Genomic DNA, 20,917 nt, shown 5'->3' with positions numbered 1-20,917 from the left:
AGCAGCAAATGCTCGTTTAGCCGGCTGGGAAGCCGAAGAACCCCCGAGGGCCGCATGAGCACAACTGCACAACCTGCTGCACCGAAGACCCGCACCAACTCCGTCGTCAGCAGCTATTCAGGGCTGCTGAAGGCCGTTCGTGAGGAAGGGCTGCTGAAGCGCCGCCGCTCCTTCTACATCACGACCTTCATTTTCCTCTGCGCCGGCTTGATCGCCGCCGGAACCGGGTTCTTCCTGATCGGTGAGAGCTGGTTCCAGCTGCTGATCGCTGCTGCGCTGGGCGTGCTGCTGACCCAGATGGCGTTCATCGCCCATGAGGCAGCGCACCGCCAGGTGTTTGAGTCCGGCCCCGCGAACGACCGCGCCGGACGCTTCGTGGCCAACGCCGTCGTCGGCATCAGCTACCAGTGGTGGATGAACAAGCACAGCCGGCACCACGCCAACCCCAACACGGTGGGCAAGGATCCGGACATCGACATGGACACCATCTCGTTCCTGCCCGAGCAGGCGGCACGGCAGAAGGGCTTCATGGCCTGGTTTGCCCGCCGACAGGGCTGGCTGTTCTTCCCCCTGCTGACGCTCGAAGGCATCAACCTGCACGCCACTTCGATCAAGCACCTCTTCGCCAACAAGCAGGTCAAGGGACGCATCACCGAACTCTCGATGGTCTTCCTGCGCCTGGGCCTGTACCTGGCCGCCGTGTTCTTCTTCCTCCCGGTGGGCATGGCCTTCGCCTTCATCGGAGTGCAGCTGGCCGTCTTCGGTGTGTACATGGGCGCCTCTTTCGCCCCGAACCACAAGGGCATGCCGATCATTCCCAAGGACTCCAAGGTGGACTTCCTCTCCCGCCAGGTCCTGACTTCGCGCAACATCAAGGGCACCGGCATGAACACCCTGATGGGCGGGCTCAACTACCAGATTGAGCACCACCTGTTCCCGAACATGCCCCGGCCGCACCTGGCCCGCGCATCCGAGATCGTCAAGGCCTACTGCGCCGATCACAAGATCCCCTACACGGAGACCACGCTGACGCAGTCCTACGGCATTGTCGTCCGGTACCTGAACGAGGTAGGCCTGGCGGCCCGCGACCCGTTTGATTGCCCGATGACCGCAGAGCGCCGCCGCTAGGCCAGCCCGGCAGCTTGAAAGCCGGCAGCAACCGTCCCGCACGGTTGCTGCCGGCTTTTTGCTGCCCGGGGCGGGCAGGGGAAGCACCCGGCACCTGAGAACTGCGGATCTGACAGACTGGAGTTATGTCGCTGACACCTTCCCAGACACCGCCCGTCCAGAGTCCGCCAACCGAAACGACCACACCGTCGGTCAAGGAGCAGGCCAGCCACCTCGGCATGCGGCTGGAGGACGTGTTCCACAGCTTCCGCTCGGCCCGCGCCCGCAAGCATGGACAGGTCCAAACCGTGCTGCCCTTCACCGGGTACGGCACCACCGAATGGGTCCGCGTCCTGGGCCGGGTGATCCTGGCCAAACCGGGCTACGCCTCCACGGCAGAGGATTCCGCCGGCGCCAAGGCCATCCGCGACGGCATCCGCGGCTGGCGCAACTTCATGAGCCCGCCGATCAACAAGGCAGCCGTGACCGTGGAGATCGGCGATGAGAGCTATCCGGTGACCGCCGACCGCGGCGGCGTGATCGACGTCGTCATTCCCGTGAAGCTTGCCCCGGGCTGGACCACTGTCACCCTGCGTTCGGAGGACTCCGAGGCAGCCGAGGCGCCCGTCTACATTGTTGACCCGCAGGCCAGCGTGGGTGTGGTCTCGGATATTGACGACACGGTGATGGTGACGGCCCTGCCGCGTCCGTTCCTGGCCGCCTGGAACACCTTCGTGCTGGATGAGCACGCCCGCACGCCCACGCCCGGCATGGCCGTGATGATGGACCGCCTGGCCCGGGAGAATCCGGGCAGCCCCGTGCTGTACCTGTCCACCGGTGCCTGGAACGTGGCAGCAACCCTGACCCGTTTCATCACCCGCAACCTGTATCCTGCCGGGCCGCTGCTGCTGACCGACTGGGGGCCCACCCGGGACCGCTGGTTCCGCAGCGGGCCCGAGCACAAGAAGACCCAGCTCGAGCGCCTGGCCAAGGAATTCCCGCACATCAAGTGGCTGCTGATCGGCGATAACGGACAACATGACGAGGCCATCTACGCGGCCTTCGCGCAGCAGTACCCGGACAGCGTCCGGGCCATTGCCATCCGGCAGCTTTCTGCCAGCGAGGCCGTCCTGGCCGGCGGGCGGTCCGCTTCGCGGGCGGGCGAGACGCCGTCGGACATTCCCTGGATCTACGCGCCCGACGGTGCCGGCATGGCCCGGCAGCTGACGGACCTGGGGCTGCTGCCCGACGCCGGGTAGCGGCTGTTGCGGCCGGCCGGCCGGCGGCTTCTGCCGCCGGTTACGGCTGGTCTTCTTCGGTCCGCACGGTCCGCAGGATCCGGCGCATGCTCATGGCCAGCGACGCGGTGACGTCCACCGGGCTGTCCGGGGAGGCCGACGAGTTCATGTCGATCTGGAGGCGCCGGACCGCGTCGCGGGCCTGGGTGTATTCCTCGGTATCGGCATCCCACGCTTCCACCGCTTCCCCGGTTGCGGTCATGGCCTCGGAAAGCTGTTCGGTAAACTCGTCCGGAACCGGCATATCCTCCGGATAGGTCCAGATGGCGGTGGCGAGGACCTCGGTCATGTCCTCCACATACAGTGTCACCCGTTCCATCGCCCGCAGGGCCCGGTAGTCGGCGTCGAGGTCGCGCTGGTGCCGGTGCCTGCGGAGGTTGCCGCGGCGGCTGGTGTCCGCCAGCTGGACAGATTCCCGGACCTCGCGGCTGAACGCCATGAGCTCGGTCCGTCGCTTGGACCAGTCTTCATGCTCGGGCGGCCAGGTTTCGGAGATGGCGGTGCCCATCTCCTTTAGCTGCCGGGCAAGGGAGAGCCGCAGCGACGCCAGGCCGTCCACTGCGCCGGTGAGGTGCAGGGGAGGAAAGATGGTGGCGTTGACGCCCAGTCCCACGCCCACGCCCACCAGCATCTGCACGGCATAGCCGATGGAGTAGCCGTCGGGGTCGTCGCCGCCCATCACCAGGACAAAGAGGGCCGCCATGGGCAGGTACTCCCGCCCTGCACCAAGCCGGGAAATGCCGGCAAGCAGTACGCCCACCCCAACGACCAGCGCAATGGTCCACACCGACGGACCGCCGAACAGCAGGACCAGCAGGGCCAGGGCCATCCCCGTCACCAGTCCGATCAGGGTCTGGATCCCGACCTTCGCCGAGCCGGAAACCGTCGGATACATGCTGATCAGGGCGCCGAGCGGAGCGTAATACGGATACTGCGCGGCCACGCCGGGCACCAGCGGAGCCAGCGTCCAGGCAATACCGACGGCGAGGGCGGCCTTAACGGCGAGCTGGAGGCGTGTGTAGCGGAGCATGTCCTTGAACTGGCCCCTCACGGAGGCGAGCCCGGGCGCCTGCAACAGCTTTCCCGTTCGGCGAAAGAGGTTTCCGGTAGTAGGCATCACCCCAGTATTACCCGCGCCTGCGGCGAGCCGCGATTCGGGTCGTCCCCGTCACAGCGCTCCCGGTTGCTTGCGGCGCTAGGTGCCGGCTCCTGCCCGCGGGGCAATGCTCTGCGTCCGCAGCACCTCGGCCAGCTGGTCAAGGAACAGGCGGACCTGCGGGTTTTCGCGCTCGTTGATGATCAGGGCGAAGATGCTGCGCGCCAGCCGGATTTCGGGCACGTCCAGGACCACCACGCCGTCGTGCCGGTTCAGCATTGCCAGTTCAGGAACCAGCGCCGCACCGAGCCCCGCCGCTGCCATCTCCAGCGACGCGTTGAAGTCATCGCAGTAGGCAGCGACCCGGGGATGCAGATTGCAGCCCGCGAACAGCCGCTCGATGACCAGGGCATCGGGGGTGCCGGGGTGGTGCATGATCCAGGGCATGTCGGACAGCTGCTCGGCCGACACCTGCGAGCCCTCGCGGATGCCCCAGGAGCGGGGGAGGACCACGCGGAAATCGTCGTCGCCCAGCCACTGGCGGCTGATGGTCGAGGGCCAGGCGAGCCCTCCTTGTCCCACCAGGTAGATGAGGGCGACATCTAGCTCCCCGCCGGTTCGCAGGCCCTGGATGGTTTGCCCCGGCTCCGCGACGTGGATCTTCAGGTTGATGCCCAGGTCCTGCCAGCCGGGGGAGCCGACCAGCCGGGGGAGGGCAAAGGTGGCCAGGCTGGGAAAGATGCCCAGGCGCAGTTCATGGCTGGTGCCGGCCTCGACCCGGGCCGAGGCGGCCATCAGCGCATCCATGTCGGTGAGCACCTTGGCTGCGTGGCGGGCCATGACGACGGCGGCCTCCGTGGGTACCGCAGTCCTGGCGGAGCGTTCGAACAGGTGGGTTCCGGTGGCCCGTTCCAGGGCGGACATCTGCTGTGAGACGGCCGAGGCGGTGTAGCCCAGCCGCAGGGCGGCCGCGGCGAAGGAACCCACCCGGATGACCTCCAGCAGGGTTTTCAGGTGTATCGGGTTTACCACTGGTGCCGCCTTCCGTGCCCCGGGGAGCCGGGCTTGTGACGCGCTTTCCCGCCGTCGACCACTTTATCCGGTCGGCGGCAGGATCCGGCCGTGGGCGGGCAGGGGCATCGCCCGACACCGGGTGCGGGCCACGACACGCCCGCAAATCACGACACGCAACTGAAATTGTGGCCTTGCCGACGTCCGGAGCCTGTGCGTTCGTTCTGCACAGGCTGTGGAGAACCCGGAGCGGACCAGCGGAAATCCACGGAATTTTTCACCCGCCCCTGTGCATTAACTGTGGACGACGCACCCGGCTAATGACATACTTGTAATACATCATCTTGGGGTCCCCTCTGCAGCTGCGTACTAGATGTAGTGTCTGGCTGTAGTATCAATGGACAGACTTCAAGCATCACAAGGGGAGACCAACCATGACCGTTACGGTTTACACCAAACCCTCCTGCGTTCAGTGCAACGCTACTTACCGGGCGTTGGACAAGAAGGGCATCACGTACCAGATCGTGGACATGTCCCAGGATGCCGAGGCCCTGGAACGGGTCCGCGCGCTGGGTTACATGCAGGCCCCCGTCGTCATCACCGAGCAGGATTCCTGGTCCGGCTTCCGTCCGGACAAGATCGACGAGCTCGCCCTGGCATCGGTATCCTCGGTCGCCTGATTCGGCTTCCGCACACCGCACCACACCGCACCACCTTGCACCGTCAGGAGCACAGCAACCATGGCACTGGGGATAGCAGACCGCACCGGAACTGATCCGGTTCCGGGATCCGCAGCTGAAGCCCAGCCCGTCACCGACGCGCCCCTGATCTTCTTTACATCGGCATCGGGCTACACCGGCCGCTTCGCCGAAAAGCTGGACACTGCCGCAGGAAGAATCCCGCTGCACACGTCCGCCCCCACGCTCCTGGCCCAACGCCCGTACGTCCTGCTGCTGCCGACCTACGGCGGCACCGCCGCACAGCCGGGGGCGGCAGCCGCAGGGGCAGTACCCAAGCAGGTCATCAAGTTCCTGAACGACGAGCACAACCGCTCCCTGATCCGGGGAGTGATCGGCGCGGGCAACACCAACTTCGGGGAATCCTATTGCCTCGCGGCAGACATCGTCGCCGCGAAGTGCAAGGTCCCCGTGCTGTACAGATTTGAACTCATGGGCACGTCCGAAGACGTCGCCAAAGTTAACGAAGGATTGGAAGAGTTTTGGACGCATCAGTCGCAGAAGCCGGCATGACGGACTCCAAGGAGCTGCCGGAGGCATACAAGGACCTCGGCTACCACGAGCTCAACGCCATGCTGAACCTGTACGGCAAGAACGGCGAGATCCAGTTCGACGCCGACCGCGCTGCTGCGCGCCAGTACTTCCTCCAGCACGTGAACAACAACACCGTGTTCTTCCACGACCTGGAAGAAAAGCTGGAATACCTCGTGAAGAACGAGTACTACGAGAGCGAAACGCTCGACCAGTACTCCATGGACTTCATCCGCGAGCTCTACCAGCGCGCGTACAAGAAGAAGTTCCGCTTTGAGACCTTCCTGGGTGCGTTCAAGTTCTACACCTCGTACACGCTGAAGACCTTCGACGGCAAGCGGTACCTGGAGCGCTACGAAGACCGTGTCTGCATGGTTGCCCTGCACCTGGCCCGCGGCGACGAGAAGCTGGCCATGCAGATGGTTGACGAAATCATCGGCGGCCGTTTCCAGCCCGCCACCCCCACGTTCCTGAACGCCGGCAAGGCCCAGCGCGGAGAGCTCGTTTCCTGCTTCCTGCTGCGCATCGAAGACAACATGGAGTCGATCGGCCGTTCCATCAACTCCGCCCTGCAGCTGTCCAAGCGCGGCGGCGGCGTCGCCTTTGCGCTGACGAACATCCGCGAGGTCGGTGCCCCGATCAAGCAGATCGAGAACCAGTCCTCCGGCGTCATCCCCGTGATGAAGCTCCTTGAGGATTCCTTCTCCTACGCCAACCAGCTCGGTGCCCGCCAGGGTGCCGGTGCCGTGTACCTGCACGCCCACCACCCGGACATCAACCGGTTCCTCGACACCAAGCGGGAAAACGCCGACGAGAAGATCCGCATCAAGACCCTCTCCCTCGGCGTCGTCGTTCCGGACATCACCTTTGAACTGGCCAAGCGCGACGAGGACATGTACCTGTTCTCCCCGTACGACGTCGAAAAGGTCTACGGCATGCCGTTCTCCGACATCTCGGTCACCGAGAAGTACTACGAGATGGTTGACGACGCACGGATCAAGAAGACCAAGATCAAGGCCCGCGAGTTCTTCCAGACCCTCGCCGAGATCCAGTTCGAGTCCGGCTACCCGTACATCATGTTTGAAGACACGGTGAACCGGGAAAACCCGATCGACGGCAAGATCATCATGTCCAACCTGTGCTCCGAGATCCTCCAGGTCTCCGAACCCACCACGTACAACGATGACCTCTCCTACGCCGAGACCGGCAAGGACATCTCCTGCAACCTGGGTTCGCTGAACATCGCCAAGACGATGGATTCCCCGGACTTCGGCCAGACCATTGAGACCTCGATCCGTGCGCTGACCGCTGTCTCGGACATGAGCCACATTGGCTCGGTGCCGTCCATCGCCAAGGGCAACGACCAGTCGCACGCCATCGGGCTGGGCCAGATGAACCTGCACGGCTACCTGGCCCGGGAGCGGGTGCACTACGGCTCCGAAGAGGGTATCGACTTCACGAATATCTACTTCTACTCCGTGGTCTACCACGCGGTGCGGGCGTCCAACCTGCTCTCGATCGAAACCGGCCGTAAGTTCGCCGGCTTCGAGCGGTCCAAGTACGCCACCGGCGAGTTCTTCGACAAGTACGTAAATCAGGAATGGGTTCCCCAGACGCAGCGCGTCCGGGAGCTGTTTGACGGCATCCACATCCCGACCCAGGCTGACTGGGCCGCGCTGAAGGCTTCGGTCATGGAGCACGGCATCTACAACCAGAACCTGCAGGCTGTGCCGCCCACCGGCTCGATCTCCTACATCAACAACTCCACCTCCTCGATTCACCCGGTGGCCGCGAAGATCGAGATCCGCAAGGAAGGCAAGCTCGGCCGCGTGTACTACCCGGCGCCGTACCTGACCAACGACAACCTTGAGTACTACAAGGATGCCTATGAAATCGGCTACGAGAAGATCATCGACACCTACGCCGCTGCCACGCAGCACGTGGACCAGGGCCTGTCCCTGACTCTGTTCTTCAAGGACACCGCCACCACGCGCGACATCAACAAGGCGCAGATCTACGCATGGCGCAAGGGCATCAAGACCATCTACTACATCCGCCTGCGCCAGCTCGCGCTCGAGGGCACTGAGGTGGAAAACTGCGTCAGCTGCATGCTGTAGCGGTTAGCTAACTGGCATGGAAACGACGACGACGACGGCGGAGGCTGGCTTTGTCTACGGCATCCGCCCGAGGCGGGAACGGGAGTACCGTTACGTAGGCATCACCACCAAGACCGTCGCTCGTCGTTTCCAGCAGCACCTCAAGGTTGCGCGGGGCGGCCGGAAGACACCGTTCTACGATTGGCTTCGCAAACAGGAAGCCGACTCGGTCGTGGCCGAGGAGCTTCAATCCGTATGGGATCTCGAGGATCTAGGCAAGGCCGAAATTGACTGGATCGCGTATCTGAAGCGGGACGGAGATAGACTTCTGAACGTTTCAGGGGGCGGTCTCGGGCCGATCGGTCTCGTCTGGACCGCAGAACAGCGCGAAGCGGCCCGAATCAGGTCTCTAGGGCGGCCGGGGATAAGCAGGTTCGGTGAAGCCAATCCGTTTTTCGGGCGTTCACACACTGCGGAACAGCGTCAAAAGTGGGCGGAGACCCGGAAGGGCACGCACACAGGACCGGACAATCCTAACTACGGGAAATTCGGCGACGCTCACCCGGGATTCGGGCGTTCCATGACGGAGGAATCCCGGCAATTGCTGTCCGAAACCAGGACGGGGGCAGGTAACCCGAACTATGGCAAGAAGGCCAGCGAGGAAACACGGGCAAAAATGTCGGCGGTCCGAAGGGGCCGCCCGATGCCGACCAGCAAAAGAAGCGCCCACACAAGACATCACACCAATAAAGGCGTCGAGAAAGCCGACTGCAGGTACTGCATCGATGACTCAGCCAAACCAAGTCTCCCTTCAGAAAGTGAGTCGGAGTCATGACCGAAAAGATAAAGCTGCTCAGCCACGTTGAGGCGATCAACTGGAACCGCATCCAGGACGACAAGGACGTAGAAGTCTGGAACCGCCTGGTCAATAACTTCTGGCTGCCCGAGAAGGTGCCGCTGTCCAACGACGTCCAGTCCTGGAACACGCTCACCCCGGACGAGCAGCAGCTGACCATGCGCGTGTTCACCGGCCTGACCCTGCTCGACACCGTGCAGGCAACAGTTGGTGCCGTCTCGCTGATCCCCGATGCCATCACCCCGCATGAGGAAGCCGTTTACACGAACATCGCGTTCATGGAATCGGTCCACGCCAAGAGCTACTCCTCGATCTTCTCCACGCTGGCCTCCACCAAGGAGATCGACGAGGCCTTCCGCTGGTCCACCGAGAACGAGAACCTGCAGAAGAAAGCCCACATCGTCACCGATTACTACCGCGGCGATGATCCCCTGAAGCGCAAGGTGGCCTCCACCCTGCTGGAGTCCTTCCTCTTCTACTCCGGCTTCTACCTGCCGATGTACTGGTCCTCGCGGGCCAAGCTGACAAACACGGCTGACCTGATCCGCCTGATCATCCGTGACGAGGCCGTGCACGGCTACTACATCGGCTACAAGTTCCAGAAGGGCCTGGAAGGCCTCTCCGAGGAGCGCAAGCAGGAACTGAAGGACTACACGTACGAACTGCTCTTCGAGCTGTACGAAAACGAAGTCCAGTACACGCACGACCTGTACGACGGCGTCGGCCTGGCCGAAGACGTCAAGAAGTTCCTGCACTACAACGCCAACAAGGCGCTGATGAACCTGGGCTACGAAGCCATGTTCCCGTCCACCCTGACGGACGTGAACCCGGCGATCCTGTCCGCGCTCTCTCCGAATGCTGACGAGAACCACGACTTCTTCTCCGGGTCCGGTTCCTCCTACGTGATCGGCAAGGCCGTGAACACGGAAGACGACGACTGGGACTTCTAGTTCTAAGTAAATAAAATGCCCGGTTCCTTAGGGGGCCGGGCATTTGTGAGTTGACAAGTTAGTTGGCCAGTGTCAGGCAACTTGGCATAAGTGACAAGTTGCTGGGCAATTGTCGGGCCGTTGTCAATATCCCACGTCCCAGGCCCCTTACTGGACGTAGAGGCATTTCCACAGCCGTTGGCTGGCTGATCAATGCAGTTAGCCAACGGCTGTGGGTTACCGCGATTGGTTCGGCAACCTACAGGCATAGCAAATGGGCTCTCGGTTCTTGTGAGATCCCGTTCAGCGGTAGACGGATGGCCAGGTTCAGGGGTATCGGCCAATATTCCATGGTGGTGGCTAACAACCACAAGGTGCCGATCGAGTTTCCCTAGAAGCGGCAATCATCATTATTGAGGCACGGCTGTCATTCCAGGGCGCACAAGGCATTGCGGAAGATGCTGATCGAGGACCACAAACTCGACGGCGTAGTCAGGATTCCGCCGGCGTGCCGGGCTCCCTTCTTGTCTGCCCGGACTGCATCTAGCCATGCCCGGGAGGTCATCGCAGCCGTCCCGGAGCTGCCGGTTGACGGCCAGACCCGGCGCCCACTGCCGCGGGAGGGGAGATTCAGCGAGGCTCTGATCCGCAGTACGTTTTGACATGCCAGTCCCAGAAACTGCCGTTCCGGATGCATTCAGCCTTGTACTCAACGCCGTCGTAAGTGATTACTTCCTGGGTTCGGCCGCTTTTCCTGCCGTCTCTATATTCGAACCGCACCAGTTTATCTTCAGTTTCAAAGCAGGTCTTGGACGAGAAAAAGCCGGAATCATCACATTTCGACATTTTCATGCTATTGCCTGAAGAATCCTCGTACTCCCAATCTTTCTTCGTTCCGCTGTCTGGCGCGACTTGCCTTACCCTGTGCTCTGAGGTGGCGAACTGCGCGGGAACAGGGAGCCGTTCATCAACCGCACGGGTTTGACCGGATAAAAATATAGCGGCAGCAATCACAGCGCTGACCGCGGCGATGAGGAGTAGGAACTTCGTGAAGGTTTTCATGCAATCTTCCTGGGCGGGGCTGCAATAAAGGCGATGCTGGATTCTCTCAAGGAGTGCCAGCCCTAGGATATCGATGTTTCTGGAGACTCTGATTATTCGGGGTTTGCAGCCGCTGCTGCTCTTTATGCCTACATATGTGCGGCGAGGATCGAAGGTTTCGACATGAATCTGATGCCCGTCAGCTGCCGGCAGGCATAGAAACAAAGAGAGCCCGGGATCGGCCGGGCCAGCCACGAGCAAGGAGGGCGTCAGAAAAAATGACAACTAGTGTGGCAAAGTCATGGACCGGGCACGCTCATCGATCCCTGAGGATTCAAGGGACAAGGTACTTGGCAAATGGCCAGATAGCGTGTCATCTCACACCGGACCAACAGACAGGTCCGGTGCTGCGGTCTTTAACTCCCGATCCCGTCCGACAAAAGACCGGCATTGGATCGCCCCATGTTTGGTTGAACAAGCGCGGCACTTGCAGTTGGATTGCGGCTTTCAAAACTGCCAGCCTCAGGCGCGGTTCCAGAAGAACACTTTGAAGCGCGCGCTCCCATCGAGAATTGGATGATCCATGTCTTTTGATAACTGTCGCTGCTTGCTCAGGCCAACAATGGCGGCAATGGCGGCTGTCGGCCTGAGGCAGTGGGGATCCGAAAACGAGCAGCTCAGGGCCCAGCTCACCGGAAACGTCAGCTCATAGAAGCTGCGGGCGCTAACCCGGGCACTAACTCCGGCCGGGGCCTTAACTTTCGTCCGCCCGAGCGGGAAGGTTCTCGATTTCGGGCAGCAGCGTGCCGTTGACAGCATCGCGGGCAATCGTCCGGCCAAGCTCCGTTGCCGCGTGCCGGTAACCGTCCCCGCCCAAAACCTTGCTGATCGCCCGCGCGATGCGCGTGGCGCTGGCGCGGCGGGAGACAGCAAGACCGGCTCCTCTCGTTGAGACACGCACGGCATTGTCTGCCTGGTCACGGCCATGCGGAAGGATGACCATCGGCACTCCGGCAACCAGGGACTTCATCACGGTGCCGTGGCCTCCGTGCGTGACAACGAGGCGGGCCTGCGGCATCACCTGGTGATGTGGAACAGAGGGGACGACGGCGACATTGGCCGGAGCGCGAACCGCCCCCGGACGGACCGCCGGGCCGGTTGTCACCAGCCCCCGCACGGGAAGGCTGCCGAGGGCATCCATAATGCGCTGCAGGCACCCGGTCTGGTTCTGGAACGTGGAGGAGAGCGCAACCAGGACCAGCGGCTGGTCCCCGTCCGGCAGCGTCCAGCTGTCACTGACTGCCCAAGCGGGGTCATCGAGGATGGGTCCGGTATAGCGGACGTTGTCCGGTAGCCGGGCAGGGAAATCGAAGGCGGCAGACGTCAGCACGAGCTCACGCCATGCCTGGTGCATCTGGTCCCACGAGTGGGCGAGAGGCACGAGCCCGTATTCTGCCCGCAGCGCGTTCAACCGCGCCAGCGCATACCGGTCGAACAGAGCCATGCTCATGCTGCCGGCAACCGAATCCCGCAAACGGCCAGTACGGCCCCGGGCCGGCGGCAGACCGGCACCGAACGGCGGCATGCCAGGCGCGGGCAGGGCATACACGTTCGGGAACATGACGCCGAACGGTATTCGGTGGGATTCCGCGGCGATCATGGCCCCCATAGCCGGCAATGAGGTCAGCACGAGATCCGGCCGGAGGTATTCAATGGCCGCTGCCGCGTCCCGGGCCTGTCCGGCGGCCGGTCCAACGAACATGTGGTCGACGACGCCGCGAAGCTGGCTTCTCGGCGTGCGCAGCTCCCAATCTTCAAACTGCCCCCAGCTCTCGGTCCAGGGGGTAAACGCGGCACCGGTACCGGCGACTTCCCCGGCCATTGAATTGTCGGCGAGGACGTTGACCCGGTGCCCTCGATCGAGCAGCCGGCGGGCGACGCCGAGTTCCGGGGGGACCGTGCCGCCGCCATCGACTAACGCGAACAGATAGTGATGGCGGGCCGTTCCCGGGTTGTGGTCCCGGGTCTGCTGATCGCTCATCAGGTCACGTCAATCCTGGAACAGGGTCCACAGCTTCTGAGTGGTGTTCCAGCTTCGGATGGTCATCGATTTGTAGAGCGGGGAGGCCGCAATGGCGCTCAGGCGGCTCTTGGTGCGTTCGGCGCTGAGGCGCTGGGAGTAGACGACGCCGTCGCCCGGCCACACCCGGTCCACCCCCTCACGCGGATTGAAAGCACTCATGGCTTCCTCTGCATCAATGCCCATGAGGAAGATCGCGTCGCTGTGGTACTTGCCCGGCTGCTCGCCGAAGTTCTCCGGTTTCTTATCGACGACGTCCTGCAGCTGTCCCCGGCTGAGCACCAACACCCTGATGAGCTCATCGTCAAGGTCGAACCTGCCGGTCAGGGCGGCTTCAATGTCCCGGCCGACCTGCTCGGCGGAATCGGCTGACTCGAGCAGCACATTGCCGCTCGCAATGTACGTCACTACCTGTTCATAGCCCAGGTCCTCCAGATGGCCCTTCAGCGTCTTCATGGGGACTTTGTTTCGACCGCCCACATTGATGCCGCGCAGGAGCGCGAGGTAATGGCTCGTTTCCACAGCTGCCTTCCGTTCATCAGCGGGCGCCGGCCCGGGCGCGGGAGAGGCGGAGGTAGTTTTCCGTGCCCCCGATTGGAGCACATGGGGCCCGCCACGGGCAATGGGTCCTGGATGCTTCCGGCCCTGCAGACGTTAGGAATCCTGCAGCAGTGTCCAACCAGACGAATCCACGGCAACGAGAGCCGGCGGCTTCGCATCCAGGCCATGCCGGCGCAGCGCCTCGGCGATGTCTGCGGCGGCCACCGGCAGCCGTGCGAGCCACGGCGGCGGGGGAGCGCCATTGGCGAGCAGGACAACCGTTGCCGGACACTGCAGGTCGGTCACGGACTGGTCCCGGGTCCGGGCTGCCCGCGGTGAAGCCGGGCGGCAGGCAGCGGCAGTTCGATCGAGGCGTTCATGTCGGCGGCCTTGGCAATGGCCCCGGCAGCGGTTGGAGCAACCGAAACCCGGTCCCGGCGCACTTCCTGAATGAGGACCGGAATCCACTGCCCGTCGATGTCCAGCCACCAGTCCTCGGTGAACATCGCCAGCCCCAGTTCGTTCAGCAGGGCCTCGGCTGCCTCCAGGTCCATGGGCTCCGCACGCCTGCGGTGCAGCAGGTCGAACGGAACGAAGTCTCCGCCCGGAGTCATATGGATGTACCCCACATGCTCGCCGTCGGAGTCCCTCAGGTGGTCAAAGGTGTTGTCCGCCGGCATCGCCTCGATCATGGGTCGACCCTAGCATCGGGTCATGGCGGTGGGGGCTAGGCATCCTTCGCGGAATTAAACCGTTCCAGGGCTGCGGCAAAGTCGCGGAGTTCGGACTCGCTCCAGCCGTCCAGCCGGCTGCGGACCGCTTCGCGGTGGATCGCCAAAGATCGTTCGAGCCGGTCGGCTCCCTCCTCGGTCACATGCAGCGGACGGCCGCGGCGTGCCTGGCCGTCGTCGTCGTCACCGGCTGTCACCAGCCCCAGAGCGGCAAGGTCATGCAGCTGGCGGGAGACCGTGGAGCGGTTGAGGGAAAAGGCAGAGGCGATATCGGTGGCCAAGCAGCCGGGATTCCGCCCGATGTAGGACAAAAGGGATTGTTCCACCGCCGTCAGCGGCGCGTTGATGCGGCGGGAGCGGGCCACGGCGCGCTGGTAGATGGCATCGATCTGTTCGTAGACGCTGCCGACGGCCGTATCCCTGAATTTGTCCTGTTGTGTCACCTTTCCAACCTACCTTCCGCCAGGTGTCCGGCTGTCCGCGTCATCGCTGTCAGTTGCATTGTGCAACAATGTCTTATGTTGCATAGTGCAACATTCGAGCCGGAGTCGCATCCGCCAGCCCCAGAGAGGTCCCATGCCCGTTCCGTACAGTTCCGCATCATCCACTGAGATAGTCCTCACGGAACTGCCGTCGGGGCCCTCGCTGGATCCCGCGCCGACTGCGCCGGCGGCGGACCGAACGGCCCGGCCGGCGCCGGGCCGCAGCCTCCCGCCGGCCGCCTTCTGGCGGGACCTGGGCCTGCACATCCTGATTCCGTTTTTCCTGGCTGCGGGAATGGGCCTGGCCTACCTTGGTGCCTTCCACCAGCCGGAACCGAACCACATGGCACTGGGCGTCGTCGGCTCGGGAACGTCGGCGCAGGTTTTCGCCCAGCAGCTGAACGACGCCGAGCCGGGCCGGCTGGATGTCCGGGTGGTGGAGGACCCGGAAACCGCCCGTCACCTCCTCACGGACCGCGAACTGTCAGCGGCGTACGAGCCGGGCAGTGAGGACGCCACGCTGTACCTGGCCTCTGCGGCCTCCGCGACAACGGCCGAAGTGGCCAAGAAGATCTTCCAGCCCATTGCCTTTGACCAGCACCTGCCGCTGGAGATCGTGGATGTGGTTCCCACCAACGAGCACGATCCGACGTCCCAGGGCCTGTTCTTCCTGCTTGTGGGCCTCAGCGTCGGTGCGTACTCCAGTGCCGTGGCCATTTCCGCCGTTGCCAGCCGGATCAGTATCCTCTGGCGGGCCGCCGTCGCCGCCGGCTCTTCGGTAGTAATTGCGGGCATCGGCGTGGTCATCGCCGGACCTGTCTACGGGGTCCTGGAACACAGCCAGTGGAGCATCTGGCTCTTGTCCTGGTTCTACGTCACCACGATCACCCTGCTGGGCATCGCCCTGCATCCGGTCCTGCGGAAGTGGACCACGCCCACGCTGACGCTGCTGTTCGTGATGCTGAATTTCACCAGCTGTGGAGGCATCTTCACGGCCGAGACGCTGCCGCCCTTCTTTGCGGCTCTGGGAACCTTCTGGAACGGCGCTGCCTGGCTGCACGCCGCGCAGAGCATCGTCTACTTCCCGGGCCAGTCCTTCGGCATTGACGTGCTGAAGCTCGGCCTGTGGCTGGCAGGCGGCGCGGTGCTGCTGGTCCTGACCCATCGCTGGAGCGTCCGCCGGACCCGGCTTTCTGACGAAGGGATCCGGGTCCGGGAGGACGAAGAAGGCATCGCTGCCTAGGAAAACCTGGTCAGTGTCAGCCGGCGACGCGGCTGCGCTGGCCGGTGTCGACGGCGGCAACGGCGCCGCCGTCGACCAGCAGGTCCATGCCGGTGATGAAGCTGGCGTCGTGGCCGAGCAGGAAGGCGACGGCGTTGGCAATGTCGCCCGGAGTGCCTACCCGTCCGGTTCCGGAGCCCTCGATCATGGCCCGCATCTGGGCACCTGATTCCCCGGCGAGCTCCTGCTGGCCCATCGGGGTGGAAATCACGCCCGGGCTGATGCTGTTCACCCGCGCTCCGCGGGCACCCCAGCGCAGGCTGGCGGTCTGCACGCGCACCTGGTTGGCGCGCTTGGCGATGCTGTAGGCATGCCCCGGGTTCTCAATGCCGCCGATGAACGGAATCAGGTGCAGGTCATCGACCGGAACGGTGGCCAGGCTGGCCAGGACATCGGCGGGAATGCTGCCGCCGGCCATGTAGGCGGACATGCTGGAGATGACGACGCCGGCACCGCCCGGGGCGATGACCTTCTCGAATTCCTCCAGCACCAGCGCGACGCCGATCAGGTCGACCTTCCAGATGGCCTCCACCGGGGCCTGGACGGGGGAGAGGCCGGCCGTGTGGACCACCTGCGTGACCGACCCGAGTTCTGCCGCGGCCGCAGCCAGCGCCGCCACCGAATCCCGGGAAGAGACATCGACAACCTGGGAAACGACGTCGAATCCCTCACCCAGCGCGGTTGCGGCAGAGGCCTCCAAGAGGGATTCGTTGAAGTCCGCGAGCAACACCTTCCGCCCTGATCCTGAACGGCGGAGGACCGCCTGGCCCATGCCGCCCATGCCGATGATGACCAATACTTCAGATGCCATGACGCTCCATTGTTCGCAGGGTTCGGGTGCAGGACGCTGCCCGGTTGCTTTGAGGATAGCCCGCCTCCCGGAGGGTACCAGCTCCCGCCACGGGTCAGCCCAGCGCCGCCCAGCAGATCAGCGCCGTCAGCGGCAGCAGGGACTGGGCCAGCGCCCCGCGCCAGAGGTAGTGGTTCGAGCCGTACAGGACGGCGCCGAGGACCACCTGGCTCCCGAGGCAAAAGAGGAGGACACCGCTGCCGACATCGGTGTTGCCGAAATTAATCAGCCAGAGCCCCGCGGCCAGGCCGGCTGCGAAGCAGAGGTTCACAAAACCGACGTTGACGGCCCACATGCGGACCGCCGCGACGTCGCCGGGCTCGGTGCGGAAGATGGAGTAGAGGTTTCGGGATCCGTTGAAGAAGGTTTCAAGGACCCACATGGTGGTCAGGATCAGGGCCATCAGCCCAGTAAGGGTTTGTGCCAGGACGTTCATGATGCACTCCGGTGGGGCGGGAGCCGGGAGGGCGGAGCTGCCGGCGGACCAGGGTTTGCGCGCCTTCGCCCTCCAACTGCGACAGCAACGCGGAACGTCCCGTCAGCAGGAGCAGCAAGGCGGCGATGGGTCCGCGGACGGCACGGCCGCTGCCCGCAGACCATTGGGCATCCGTGGCGGACAGGCGGAAACCGCGCAGCCGCCGTCGGGCCCGGAACGGAAAGGGTGCGGCCCACACATGTGCCGCAGCTGCCGTGGCCGGAGCCGTCGGCATCGGGTGGGACAGGCCCAGCGGCACGGCGATGTCCTGGCTGTGGACGAGGATGTCCACCAGCGGATCCCATCGGGTCGTGACGAAGGGGCGGGTGCGGGCGCCGTCGTACCGGCGCAGTTCATCCAAGATGGCCGCCGGCGGCCGTGACCCGAGCCGGAGGCCTTCCAGATAGAGCGCACGGTTGAAGCTGCCGCGGCCACGCAGGAGGGCGCCGACGACGGCGGCGGGCCGGGTTGCGGGGGAGGAGGCTACGTGGGCTGCCACGTGCCGGACCTCCCATCCGGTGCACAGGCTCGGAGCCTGCCAGTCCTGTTCCGGGAGCTGTTCGAGCAGGCCCAGCAGGCGGCGCCGCTCGGCATGGGTCCATTGCCACAATTGCTCGGTAGGAACCGCTGGCCTCATGACGGGCCTCCCCGGATAGGACTAAACTCTGACTAAATTCAATCAGGATGACTGACTAATGTCGAGGGGTGGAGATGACAAATCCGCAGCCGGAAGAGGCGCCCGATCCCGGCCCCAACACCGGGCTGCTGCTCTACCTGCCGTACCGGGCCATGGAAGCGCGGGTCTTCGAGGCCCTGCACCAGGCGGGGTTCGCAGACTTGACCCTGGCGCAGGCCCGGGTCTTCCAGCGGGTGGGGGCGCAGGGCACCCGGCTGACCGCCTTGGCGGAACAGGCCAGGATCACCAAGCAAACGGCCGCCGTTTTGGTCCAGGCGTTGGAGGATGCCGGGTATGTGTACCGGATTGCCGATCCCCTTGACGGGCGGGCACGGCTGGTCTGCGTTGCCGACCGCGGTGCCGCCGCGGTTGCGGCGGCAGCACGGACGGTGCAGGCCGTCGAAGACGAGTGGCGCGGGCACCTGGGTGCGGCCTCCTATAACAGGCTGCGCACCACCCTTCTTCGGCTGCGCGAGGTCACCGATCCGTACGCGGACCGGCAGTGAACCGGCCGGCGTGGCGTAGCCGGCACCGAGGCTGGCGGGCTAATCCCGCAGCGGAATGCCCCTGGCATCGGTGCGGAAGACCTGGGCGTTGCACAGGATCATGATGCCCTCAATGAAACCCCACAGGCCTACCAGTCCGAGGGTGAATATGCCCAGCACCACGGTCAGGACAAGCTGGGTGATGCCCAGCGCGGTGTGTCCAAGGTAGAAGCGGTGGATGCCGAGCCCGCCCAGGAAGATGCCGAGCAGTCCTGCGACAAGACGGGACTTCTGTACCGGGTGGCCCTGTCCATAGGGTCCCTGTGCATAAGGGGCCTGGCCGTAGCCTGCCTGCGGGTAGCCCTGGCCGGGGTACGGCTGACCTGGCTGGCCCTGGGTTCCGGGATAGTACTGCGCCCCCGGCGCACCCTGCTGCGGGTAGCCCTGGCCGGCGTAGTACGGCGCACCCGGCTGCTGGCCCGGCTGGCCCTGTGTTCCGGGGTAATACTGTTCTCCGGGCTGGCCCTGGACTCCGGGCTGCGGGTCGCCCTGCTGGCCCGGGGGCGGCGGATACACCGAAGAGCCCTGCTCCGCCGGGGCGGGGGATGACTCCCGGCGCTCTGCCGGATCGCTGCCTTCCTTGGCCAGATTGAGGGCCTGTGGGGCCGGTGCCGCTGCAGGGCGTGTGCCGGCAGGAGCCGTGGCGGTGTTCTGGTCTTCGGTGCCATTGGCTCCGAAAGCCGGCTGTTGTCCCTCGCCCTGTACGGGTCCGGGCGTGTTCTCTGACATGCGTTCCTCTCGCTGCGTTCCCCCATAAAGGACCGGCAAAGTCTGATGTGGTCACCGGCGGCGGGGGTGCGGTTGCGGCCGCCGTCGGTTCTCTTGGCACTCTAGCAGTCAGCAGCACGGCGGTCCGGAGACCGCTCCGCAGCGGAGCGGTCAAGGGGACCGCCAGACGCCGATACGATTTAAGGCATGGATATTGAACTGCGGATCCCGCCGAAACTGGGACGGGAGCTGGAGGAGTTGGCTGAAGAACAGGGGGTGCCGGTGGAAACCCTGGTGGTCAACGGAGTCCGGCTGCTCTTGGAGCACCGCAACCGGCGCAGCCACCTGTCCTAGGGAACCCTTCACCTTCCCGGTCAGGACGCCGCTTCCCGGTCAGGACGCCACGCCGGCCAGCAGATCCGAGAGATCCATATAGTCCTGGTCGACCCGCTGCTCCCCGGGATGGGCGTCAAACCAAGCGGGGATTTCCGCCGCACCCTCCGCGAACGGGATCCGGGCCGAAAACCCGGGAACCAGGGCTTTGATCTTGGAGTTATCGAAAATCACCGAATGGGCCTTGTCTCCGAGCAGGCCCGGACCGCGCCGCGGATCGTGCGCGGCAATGGCGTCCGAGGTGACGTGGACCAGCAGCGGCTCGGGCACGCCGGCGGCCTCGGCCAGCACGCGGTAGATCTGATTCCAGGGCAGGAACTCGTCGGAGGTAATCGTGTAGCTCTCACCCACCGCCGCTCCGCGCCCCAGCAGTCCGGTGAAGCCCCTGGCGAAGTCACGGCTGTGCGTCAGCGTCCACAGGGATGTGCCGTCACCGGGCACCAGGACCGGCAATCCGGCGCGCATCCGGTGCAGGTCGGTCCAGCCGCCGATGAGCGGAACCTTGGTGCGGTCATAGGTATGCGAAGGCCGGACGATGGTTCCGGGAAAGCCTTCGGCGCGGTAGGCGGCGACCAGCAGGTCCTCGCAGGCGATCTTGTCCCGGGAGTACTGCCAGAACGGATTGCGCAGGGGGGTGGACTCCAGGATCGGCAGGCGGGCCGGAGGTTTCTGGTACGCCGAAGCGGAGCTGATGAACACGTACTGCCCGGTGCGGCCACGGAACAGGTCCATGCCGGCCGCGAGCTGTTCCGGAACGAACGAGATAAAGTCCGCGACGGCGTCGAACTCCCGCCCCTGCAGGACGCGGGCCACGGCCGGCACATCACGGATGTCCGCGTGCAGGACTTCGGCTCCGGCCGGAACCGGCCGCACGGCGGAGGTGCCGCGGTTCAGGAGGGTAACGCGGTGTCCCAGCCCGACGGCGTGCTCCGCCACGGCTGAACTGATGACGCCGGTGCCGCCGATGAGAAGAAGATCCACGTGCGCTCCTGGCATCTGAAGGTGGGCGCAGGCCCGGTACCGGTGCCCCGCGGACGGCGTGTGCCGCCGGGGCCTATTCTGCCGCAGCCGGCGGCTGCTGTCCCGGCCCGTTCGGTCCCGGACCCCCGGTGCGCTCGCCGAGGCCGGTCTTCCGGCCGCCGCTGGTGCGCCGGGTGACCGCCGAAGCCCAGACCCAGGTGGCCCGCCGGGTGCCCGCGTCGGTCCACAGCACCTGCACCGCCTTGGCGTTCCAGGTGCAGGCCTCGCCCTTGACGCGCTCAGCCGCACTGGGAAACCGGATCCAGGCCCAGACGGGAATTCCCGGCACCGAGGTAGTGGCGGGATGGTGCTCGAAGTCGAGTTCCTCGGGAGTGAGTTCAATCGGCTCCGCGCGCCTGGCATAGCGGGCAGCGAGCCGTGCCGCTGCATCCTGGTCCATGCTTTAAGTAGAACATATATTCGAATATCCTTG

24 protein-coding genes are annotated in these 20,917 nt (G+C 64.6%); 10 read left to right on the top strand and 14 right to left on the bottom strand.

Annotation, left to right across the window (positions count from 1 at the left end):
- Positions 1–54: 54 nt before the first annotated feature.
- Together KKR91_RS10660 and KKR91_RS10655 are read left to right on the top strand one after the other, a co-directional pair.
- Complete coding sequence (locus KKR91_RS10660; RefSeq protein WP_210229402.1) at positions 55–1,128, top strand: fatty acid desaturase family protein; 1,074 nt, start codon at positions 55–57, stop codon at positions 1,126–1,128.
- A 125-nt stretch (positions 1,129–1,253) separates the two neighbouring features.
- The gene (locus KKR91_RS10655) at positions 1,254–2,366 is read left to right on the top strand and encodes an App1 family protein (protein WP_210229400.1); all 1,113 of its coding nucleotides are present in this window, start codon (positions 1,254–1,256) and stop codon (positions 2,364–2,366) included.
- 40 nt (positions 2,367–2,406) lie between these two features.
- Here KKR91_RS10655 and KKR91_RS10650 read toward each other — a convergent pair whose 3' ends face one another.
- Together KKR91_RS10650 and KKR91_RS10645 are read right to left on the bottom strand one after the other, a co-directional pair.
- On the bottom strand, positions 2,407–3,522 hold the full coding sequence (locus KKR91_RS10650) for an FUSC family protein (RefSeq protein WP_237687349.1): 1,116 nt from the start codon (positions 3,520–3,522) through the stop codon (positions 2,407–2,409).
- Between the two features lie 78 nt (positions 3,523–3,600).
- Positions 3,601–4,533 (bottom strand): LysR family transcriptional regulator, encoded by a 933-nt coding sequence (locus KKR91_RS10645; protein WP_210229398.1) that lies wholly within the window; start codon positions 4,531–4,533, stop codon positions 3,601–3,603.
- A 413-nt stretch (positions 4,534–4,946) separates the two neighbouring features.
- On the opposite strand from KKR91_RS10645, the gene nrdH reads away from it, so the two are divergent.
- The 5 genes from nrdH to nrdF are packed head-to-tail and all read left to right on the top strand — an operon-like array spanning position 4,947 to position 9,682.
- Positions 4,947–5,192 carry a glutaredoxin-like protein NrdH gene (gene nrdH, locus KKR91_RS10640; protein ID WP_210229396.1) on the top strand — a complete coding sequence of 82 codons (246 nt, stop codon included), beginning with the start codon at positions 4,947–4,949 and terminating at the stop codon, positions 5,190–5,192.
- Between the two features lie 60 nt (positions 5,193–5,252).
- Positions 5,253–5,762: a class Ib ribonucleoside-diphosphate reductase assembly flavoprotein NrdI gene (gene nrdI, locus KKR91_RS10635; RefSeq protein WP_210229394.1), complete on the top strand. Its 510-nt coding sequence runs from the start codon at positions 5,253–5,255 to the stop codon at positions 5,760–5,762.
- Positions 5,759–7,897 (top strand): class 1b ribonucleoside-diphosphate reductase subunit alpha, encoded by a 2,139-nt coding sequence (nrdE, locus tag KKR91_RS10630; RefSeq protein ID WP_210229808.1) that lies wholly within the window; start codon positions 5,759–5,761, stop codon positions 7,895–7,897. Before nrdI ends, nrdE begins: the two co-directional genes overlap by 4 nt.
- Positions 7,898–7,913: 16 nt before the next feature.
- Positions 7,914–8,711 carry an NUMOD3 domain-containing DNA-binding protein gene (locus KKR91_RS10625; protein WP_210229392.1) on the top strand — a complete coding sequence of 266 codons (798 nt, stop codon included), beginning with the start codon at positions 7,914–7,916 and terminating at the stop codon, positions 8,709–8,711.
- Positions 8,708–9,682, top strand: coding sequence for a class 1b ribonucleoside-diphosphate reductase subunit beta (gene nrdF / locus KKR91_RS10620; protein WP_210229391.1), 975 nt, complete (start codon positions 8,708–8,710; stop codon positions 9,680–9,682). Before KKR91_RS10625 ends, nrdF begins: the two co-directional genes overlap by 4 nt.
- A gap of 609 nt (positions 9,683–10,291) precedes the next feature.
- On the opposite strand, the gene KKR91_RS10615 is transcribed toward nrdF, so the two are convergent.
- The 6 genes from KKR91_RS10615 to KKR91_RS10590 all read right to left on the bottom strand — a co-directional run bounded on the left by KKR91_RS10615 (position 10,292) and on the right by KKR91_RS10590 (position 14,496).
- A complete protein-coding gene (locus KKR91_RS10615; RefSeq protein WP_210229389.1) occupies positions 10,292–10,723 on the bottom strand; it encodes a hypothetical protein in 432 nt (143 codons plus the stop codon).
- Positions 10,724–11,456: 733 nt separating this feature from the next.
- The gene (locus KKR91_RS10610; protein WP_210229386.1) at positions 11,457–12,743 is read right to left on the bottom strand and encodes a glycosyltransferase; all 1,287 of its coding nucleotides are present in this window, start codon (positions 12,741–12,743) and stop codon (positions 11,457–11,459) included.
- Positions 12,744–12,752: 9 nt separating this feature from the next.
- On the bottom strand, positions 12,753–13,304 hold the full coding sequence (locus KKR91_RS10605; RefSeq protein WP_210229384.1) for a DUF1697 domain-containing protein: 552 nt from the start codon (positions 13,302–13,304) through the stop codon (positions 12,753–12,755).
- A 132-nt stretch (positions 13,305–13,436) separates the two neighbouring features.
- Positions 13,437–13,628, bottom strand: a complete 192-nt coding sequence (locus KKR91_RS10600) for a hypothetical protein (protein WP_210229383.1) — start codon at positions 13,626–13,628, stop codon at positions 13,437–13,439.
- The gene (locus tag KKR91_RS10595) at positions 13,625–14,014 is read right to left on the bottom strand and encodes a serine/threonine protein phosphatase (protein ID WP_237687348.1); all 390 of its coding nucleotides are present in this window, start codon (positions 14,012–14,014) and stop codon (positions 13,625–13,627) included. Before KKR91_RS10595 ends, KKR91_RS10600 begins: the two co-directional genes overlap by 4 nt.
- Before the next feature lie 35 nt (positions 14,015–14,049).
- Positions 14,050–14,496 (bottom strand): MarR family winged helix-turn-helix transcriptional regulator, encoded by a 447-nt coding sequence (locus KKR91_RS10590; RefSeq protein WP_210229381.1) that lies wholly within the window; start codon positions 14,494–14,496, stop codon positions 14,050–14,052.
- 133 nt (positions 14,497–14,629) lie between these two features.
- On the opposite strand from KKR91_RS10590, the gene KKR91_RS10585 reads away from it, so the two are divergent.
- Positions 14,630–15,778 (top strand): ABC-2 transporter permease, encoded by a 1,149-nt coding sequence (locus KKR91_RS10585; RefSeq protein WP_210229379.1) that lies wholly within the window; start codon positions 14,630–14,632, stop codon positions 15,776–15,778.
- Between the two features lie 16 nt (positions 15,779–15,794).
- Here KKR91_RS10585 and KKR91_RS10580 read toward each other — a convergent pair whose 3' ends face one another.
- The 3 genes from KKR91_RS10580 to KKR91_RS10570 all read right to left on the bottom strand — a co-directional run bounded on the left by KKR91_RS10580 (position 15,795) and on the right by KKR91_RS10570 (position 17,779).
- The gene (locus KKR91_RS10580) at positions 15,795–16,628 is read right to left on the bottom strand and encodes an SDR family oxidoreductase (RefSeq protein WP_210229377.1); all 834 of its coding nucleotides are present in this window, start codon (positions 16,626–16,628) and stop codon (positions 15,795–15,797) included.
- Between the two features lie 94 nt (positions 16,629–16,722).
- Positions 16,723–17,070, bottom strand: a complete 348-nt coding sequence (locus KKR91_RS10575; protein ID WP_210229375.1) for a DUF1304 family protein — start codon at positions 17,068–17,070, stop codon at positions 16,723–16,725.
- Positions 17,036–17,779 carry a maleylpyruvate isomerase family mycothiol-dependent enzyme gene (locus KKR91_RS10570; protein ID WP_210229373.1) on the bottom strand — a complete coding sequence of 248 codons (744 nt, stop codon included), beginning with the start codon at positions 17,777–17,779 and terminating at the stop codon, positions 17,036–17,038. Before KKR91_RS10570 ends, KKR91_RS10575 begins: the two co-directional genes overlap by 35 nt.
- A gap of 74 nt (positions 17,780–17,853) precedes the next feature.
- On the opposite strand from KKR91_RS10570, the gene KKR91_RS10565 reads away from it, so the two are divergent.
- A complete protein-coding gene (locus tag KKR91_RS10565) occupies positions 17,854–18,324 on the top strand; it encodes a MarR family winged helix-turn-helix transcriptional regulator (protein ID WP_210229371.1) in 471 nt (156 codons plus the stop codon).
- 39 nt (positions 18,325–18,363) lie between these two features.
- Here KKR91_RS10565 and KKR91_RS17120 read toward each other — a convergent pair whose 3' ends face one another.
- Positions 18,364–19,092, bottom strand: coding sequence for a TM2 domain-containing protein (locus tag KKR91_RS17120; protein ID WP_273544696.1), 729 nt, complete (start codon positions 19,090–19,092; stop codon positions 18,364–18,366).
- A 186-nt stretch (positions 19,093–19,278) separates the two neighbouring features.
- On the opposite strand from KKR91_RS17120, the gene KKR91_RS10555 reads away from it, so the two are divergent.
- On the top strand, positions 19,279–19,425 hold the full coding sequence (locus KKR91_RS10555; RefSeq protein WP_210229370.1) for a toxin-antitoxin system HicB family antitoxin: 147 nt from the start codon (positions 19,279–19,281) through the stop codon (positions 19,423–19,425).
- 39 nt (positions 19,426–19,464) lie between these two features.
- On the opposite strand, the gene KKR91_RS10550 is transcribed toward KKR91_RS10555, so the two are convergent.
- Both KKR91_RS10550 and KKR91_RS10545 read right to left on the bottom strand, forming a co-directional pair.
- On the bottom strand, positions 19,465–20,445 hold the full coding sequence (locus KKR91_RS10550; RefSeq protein WP_237687347.1) for an NAD-dependent epimerase/dehydratase family protein: 981 nt from the start codon (positions 20,443–20,445) through the stop codon (positions 19,465–19,467).
- A 73-nt stretch (positions 20,446–20,518) separates the two neighbouring features.
- On the bottom strand, positions 20,519–20,884 hold the full coding sequence (locus tag KKR91_RS10545; protein WP_210229366.1) for a hypothetical protein: 366 nt from the start codon (positions 20,882–20,884) through the stop codon (positions 20,519–20,521).
- Between the last annotated feature and the right edge of the window lie 33 nt (positions 20,885–20,917).

Source organism: Arthrobacter jiangjiafuii (assembly GCF_018622995.1).
Lineage (GTDB): Bacteria > Actinomycetota > Actinomycetes > Actinomycetales > Micrococcaceae > Arthrobacter_B > Arthrobacter_B jiangjiafuii.
Note: the sequence above shows the minus strand (reverse complement) of the source record. Positions and strands in the feature narration are given on the sequence as shown.

Coding starts and splice junctions, on each gene's coding strand:
- KKR91_RS10585 (WP_210229379.1), top strand. CDS start 14,630: ATGCCCGTTCCGTACAGTTCCGCATCATCCACTGAGATAGTCCTCACG.
- KKR91_RS10615 (WP_210229389.1), bottom strand. CDS start 10,723: ATGAAAACCTTCACGAAGTTCCTACTCCTCATCGCCGCGGTCAGCGCT.
- nrdE (WP_210229808.1), top strand. CDS start 5,759: ATGACGGACTCCAAGGAGCTGCCGGAGGCATACAAGGACCTCGGCTAC.
- KKR91_RS17120 (WP_273544696.1), bottom strand. CDS start 19,092: ATGTCAGAGAACACGCCCGGACCCGTACAGGGCGAGGGACAACAGCCG.
- KKR91_RS10570 (WP_210229373.1), bottom strand. CDS start 17,779: ATGAGGCCAGCGGTTCCTACCGAGCAATTGTGGCAATGGACCCATGCC.
- KKR91_RS10575 (WP_210229375.1), bottom strand. CDS start 17,070: ATGGCCCTGATCCTGACCACCATGTGGGTCCTTGAAACCTTCTTCAAC.
- nrdI (WP_210229394.1), top strand. CDS start 5,253: ATGGCACTGGGGATAGCAGACCGCACCGGAACTGATCCGGTTCCGGGA.
- KKR91_RS10555 (WP_210229370.1), top strand. CDS start 19,279: ATGGATATTGAACTGCGGATCCCGCCGAAACTGGGACGGGAGCTGGAG.
- KKR91_RS10650 (WP_237687349.1), bottom strand. CDS start 3,522: ATGCCTACTACCGGAAACCTCTTTCGCCGAACGGGAAAGCTGTTGCAG.
- KKR91_RS10565 (WP_210229371.1), top strand. CDS start 17,854: ATGACAAATCCGCAGCCGGAAGAGGCGCCCGATCCCGGCCCCAACACC.
- nrdH (WP_210229396.1), top strand. CDS start 4,947: ATGACCGTTACGGTTTACACCAAACCCTCCTGCGTTCAGTGCAACGCT.
- KKR91_RS10610 (WP_210229386.1), bottom strand. CDS start 12,743: ATGAGCGATCAGCAGACCCGGGACCACAACCCGGGAACGGCCCGCCAT.
- KKR91_RS10545 (WP_210229366.1), bottom strand. CDS start 20,884: ATGGACCAGGATGCAGCGGCACGGCTCGCTGCCCGCTATGCCAGGCGC.
- nrdF (WP_210229391.1), top strand. CDS start 8,708: ATGACCGAAAAGATAAAGCTGCTCAGCCACGTTGAGGCGATCAACTGG.
- KKR91_RS10655 (WP_210229400.1), top strand. CDS start 1,254: ATGTCGCTGACACCTTCCCAGACACCGCCCGTCCAGAGTCCGCCAACC.
- KKR91_RS10580 (WP_210229377.1), bottom strand. CDS start 16,628: ATGGCATCTGAAGTATTGGTCATCATCGGCATGGGCGGCATGGGCCAG.
- KKR91_RS10595 (WP_237687348.1), bottom strand. CDS start 14,014: ATGATCGAGGCGATGCCGGCGGACAACACCTTTGACCACCTGAGGGAC.
- KKR91_RS10625 (WP_210229392.1), top strand. CDS start 7,914: ATGGAAACGACGACGACGACGGCGGAGGCTGGCTTTGTCTACGGCATC.
- KKR91_RS10660 (WP_210229402.1), top strand. CDS start 55: ATGAGCACAACTGCACAACCTGCTGCACCGAAGACCCGCACCAACTCC.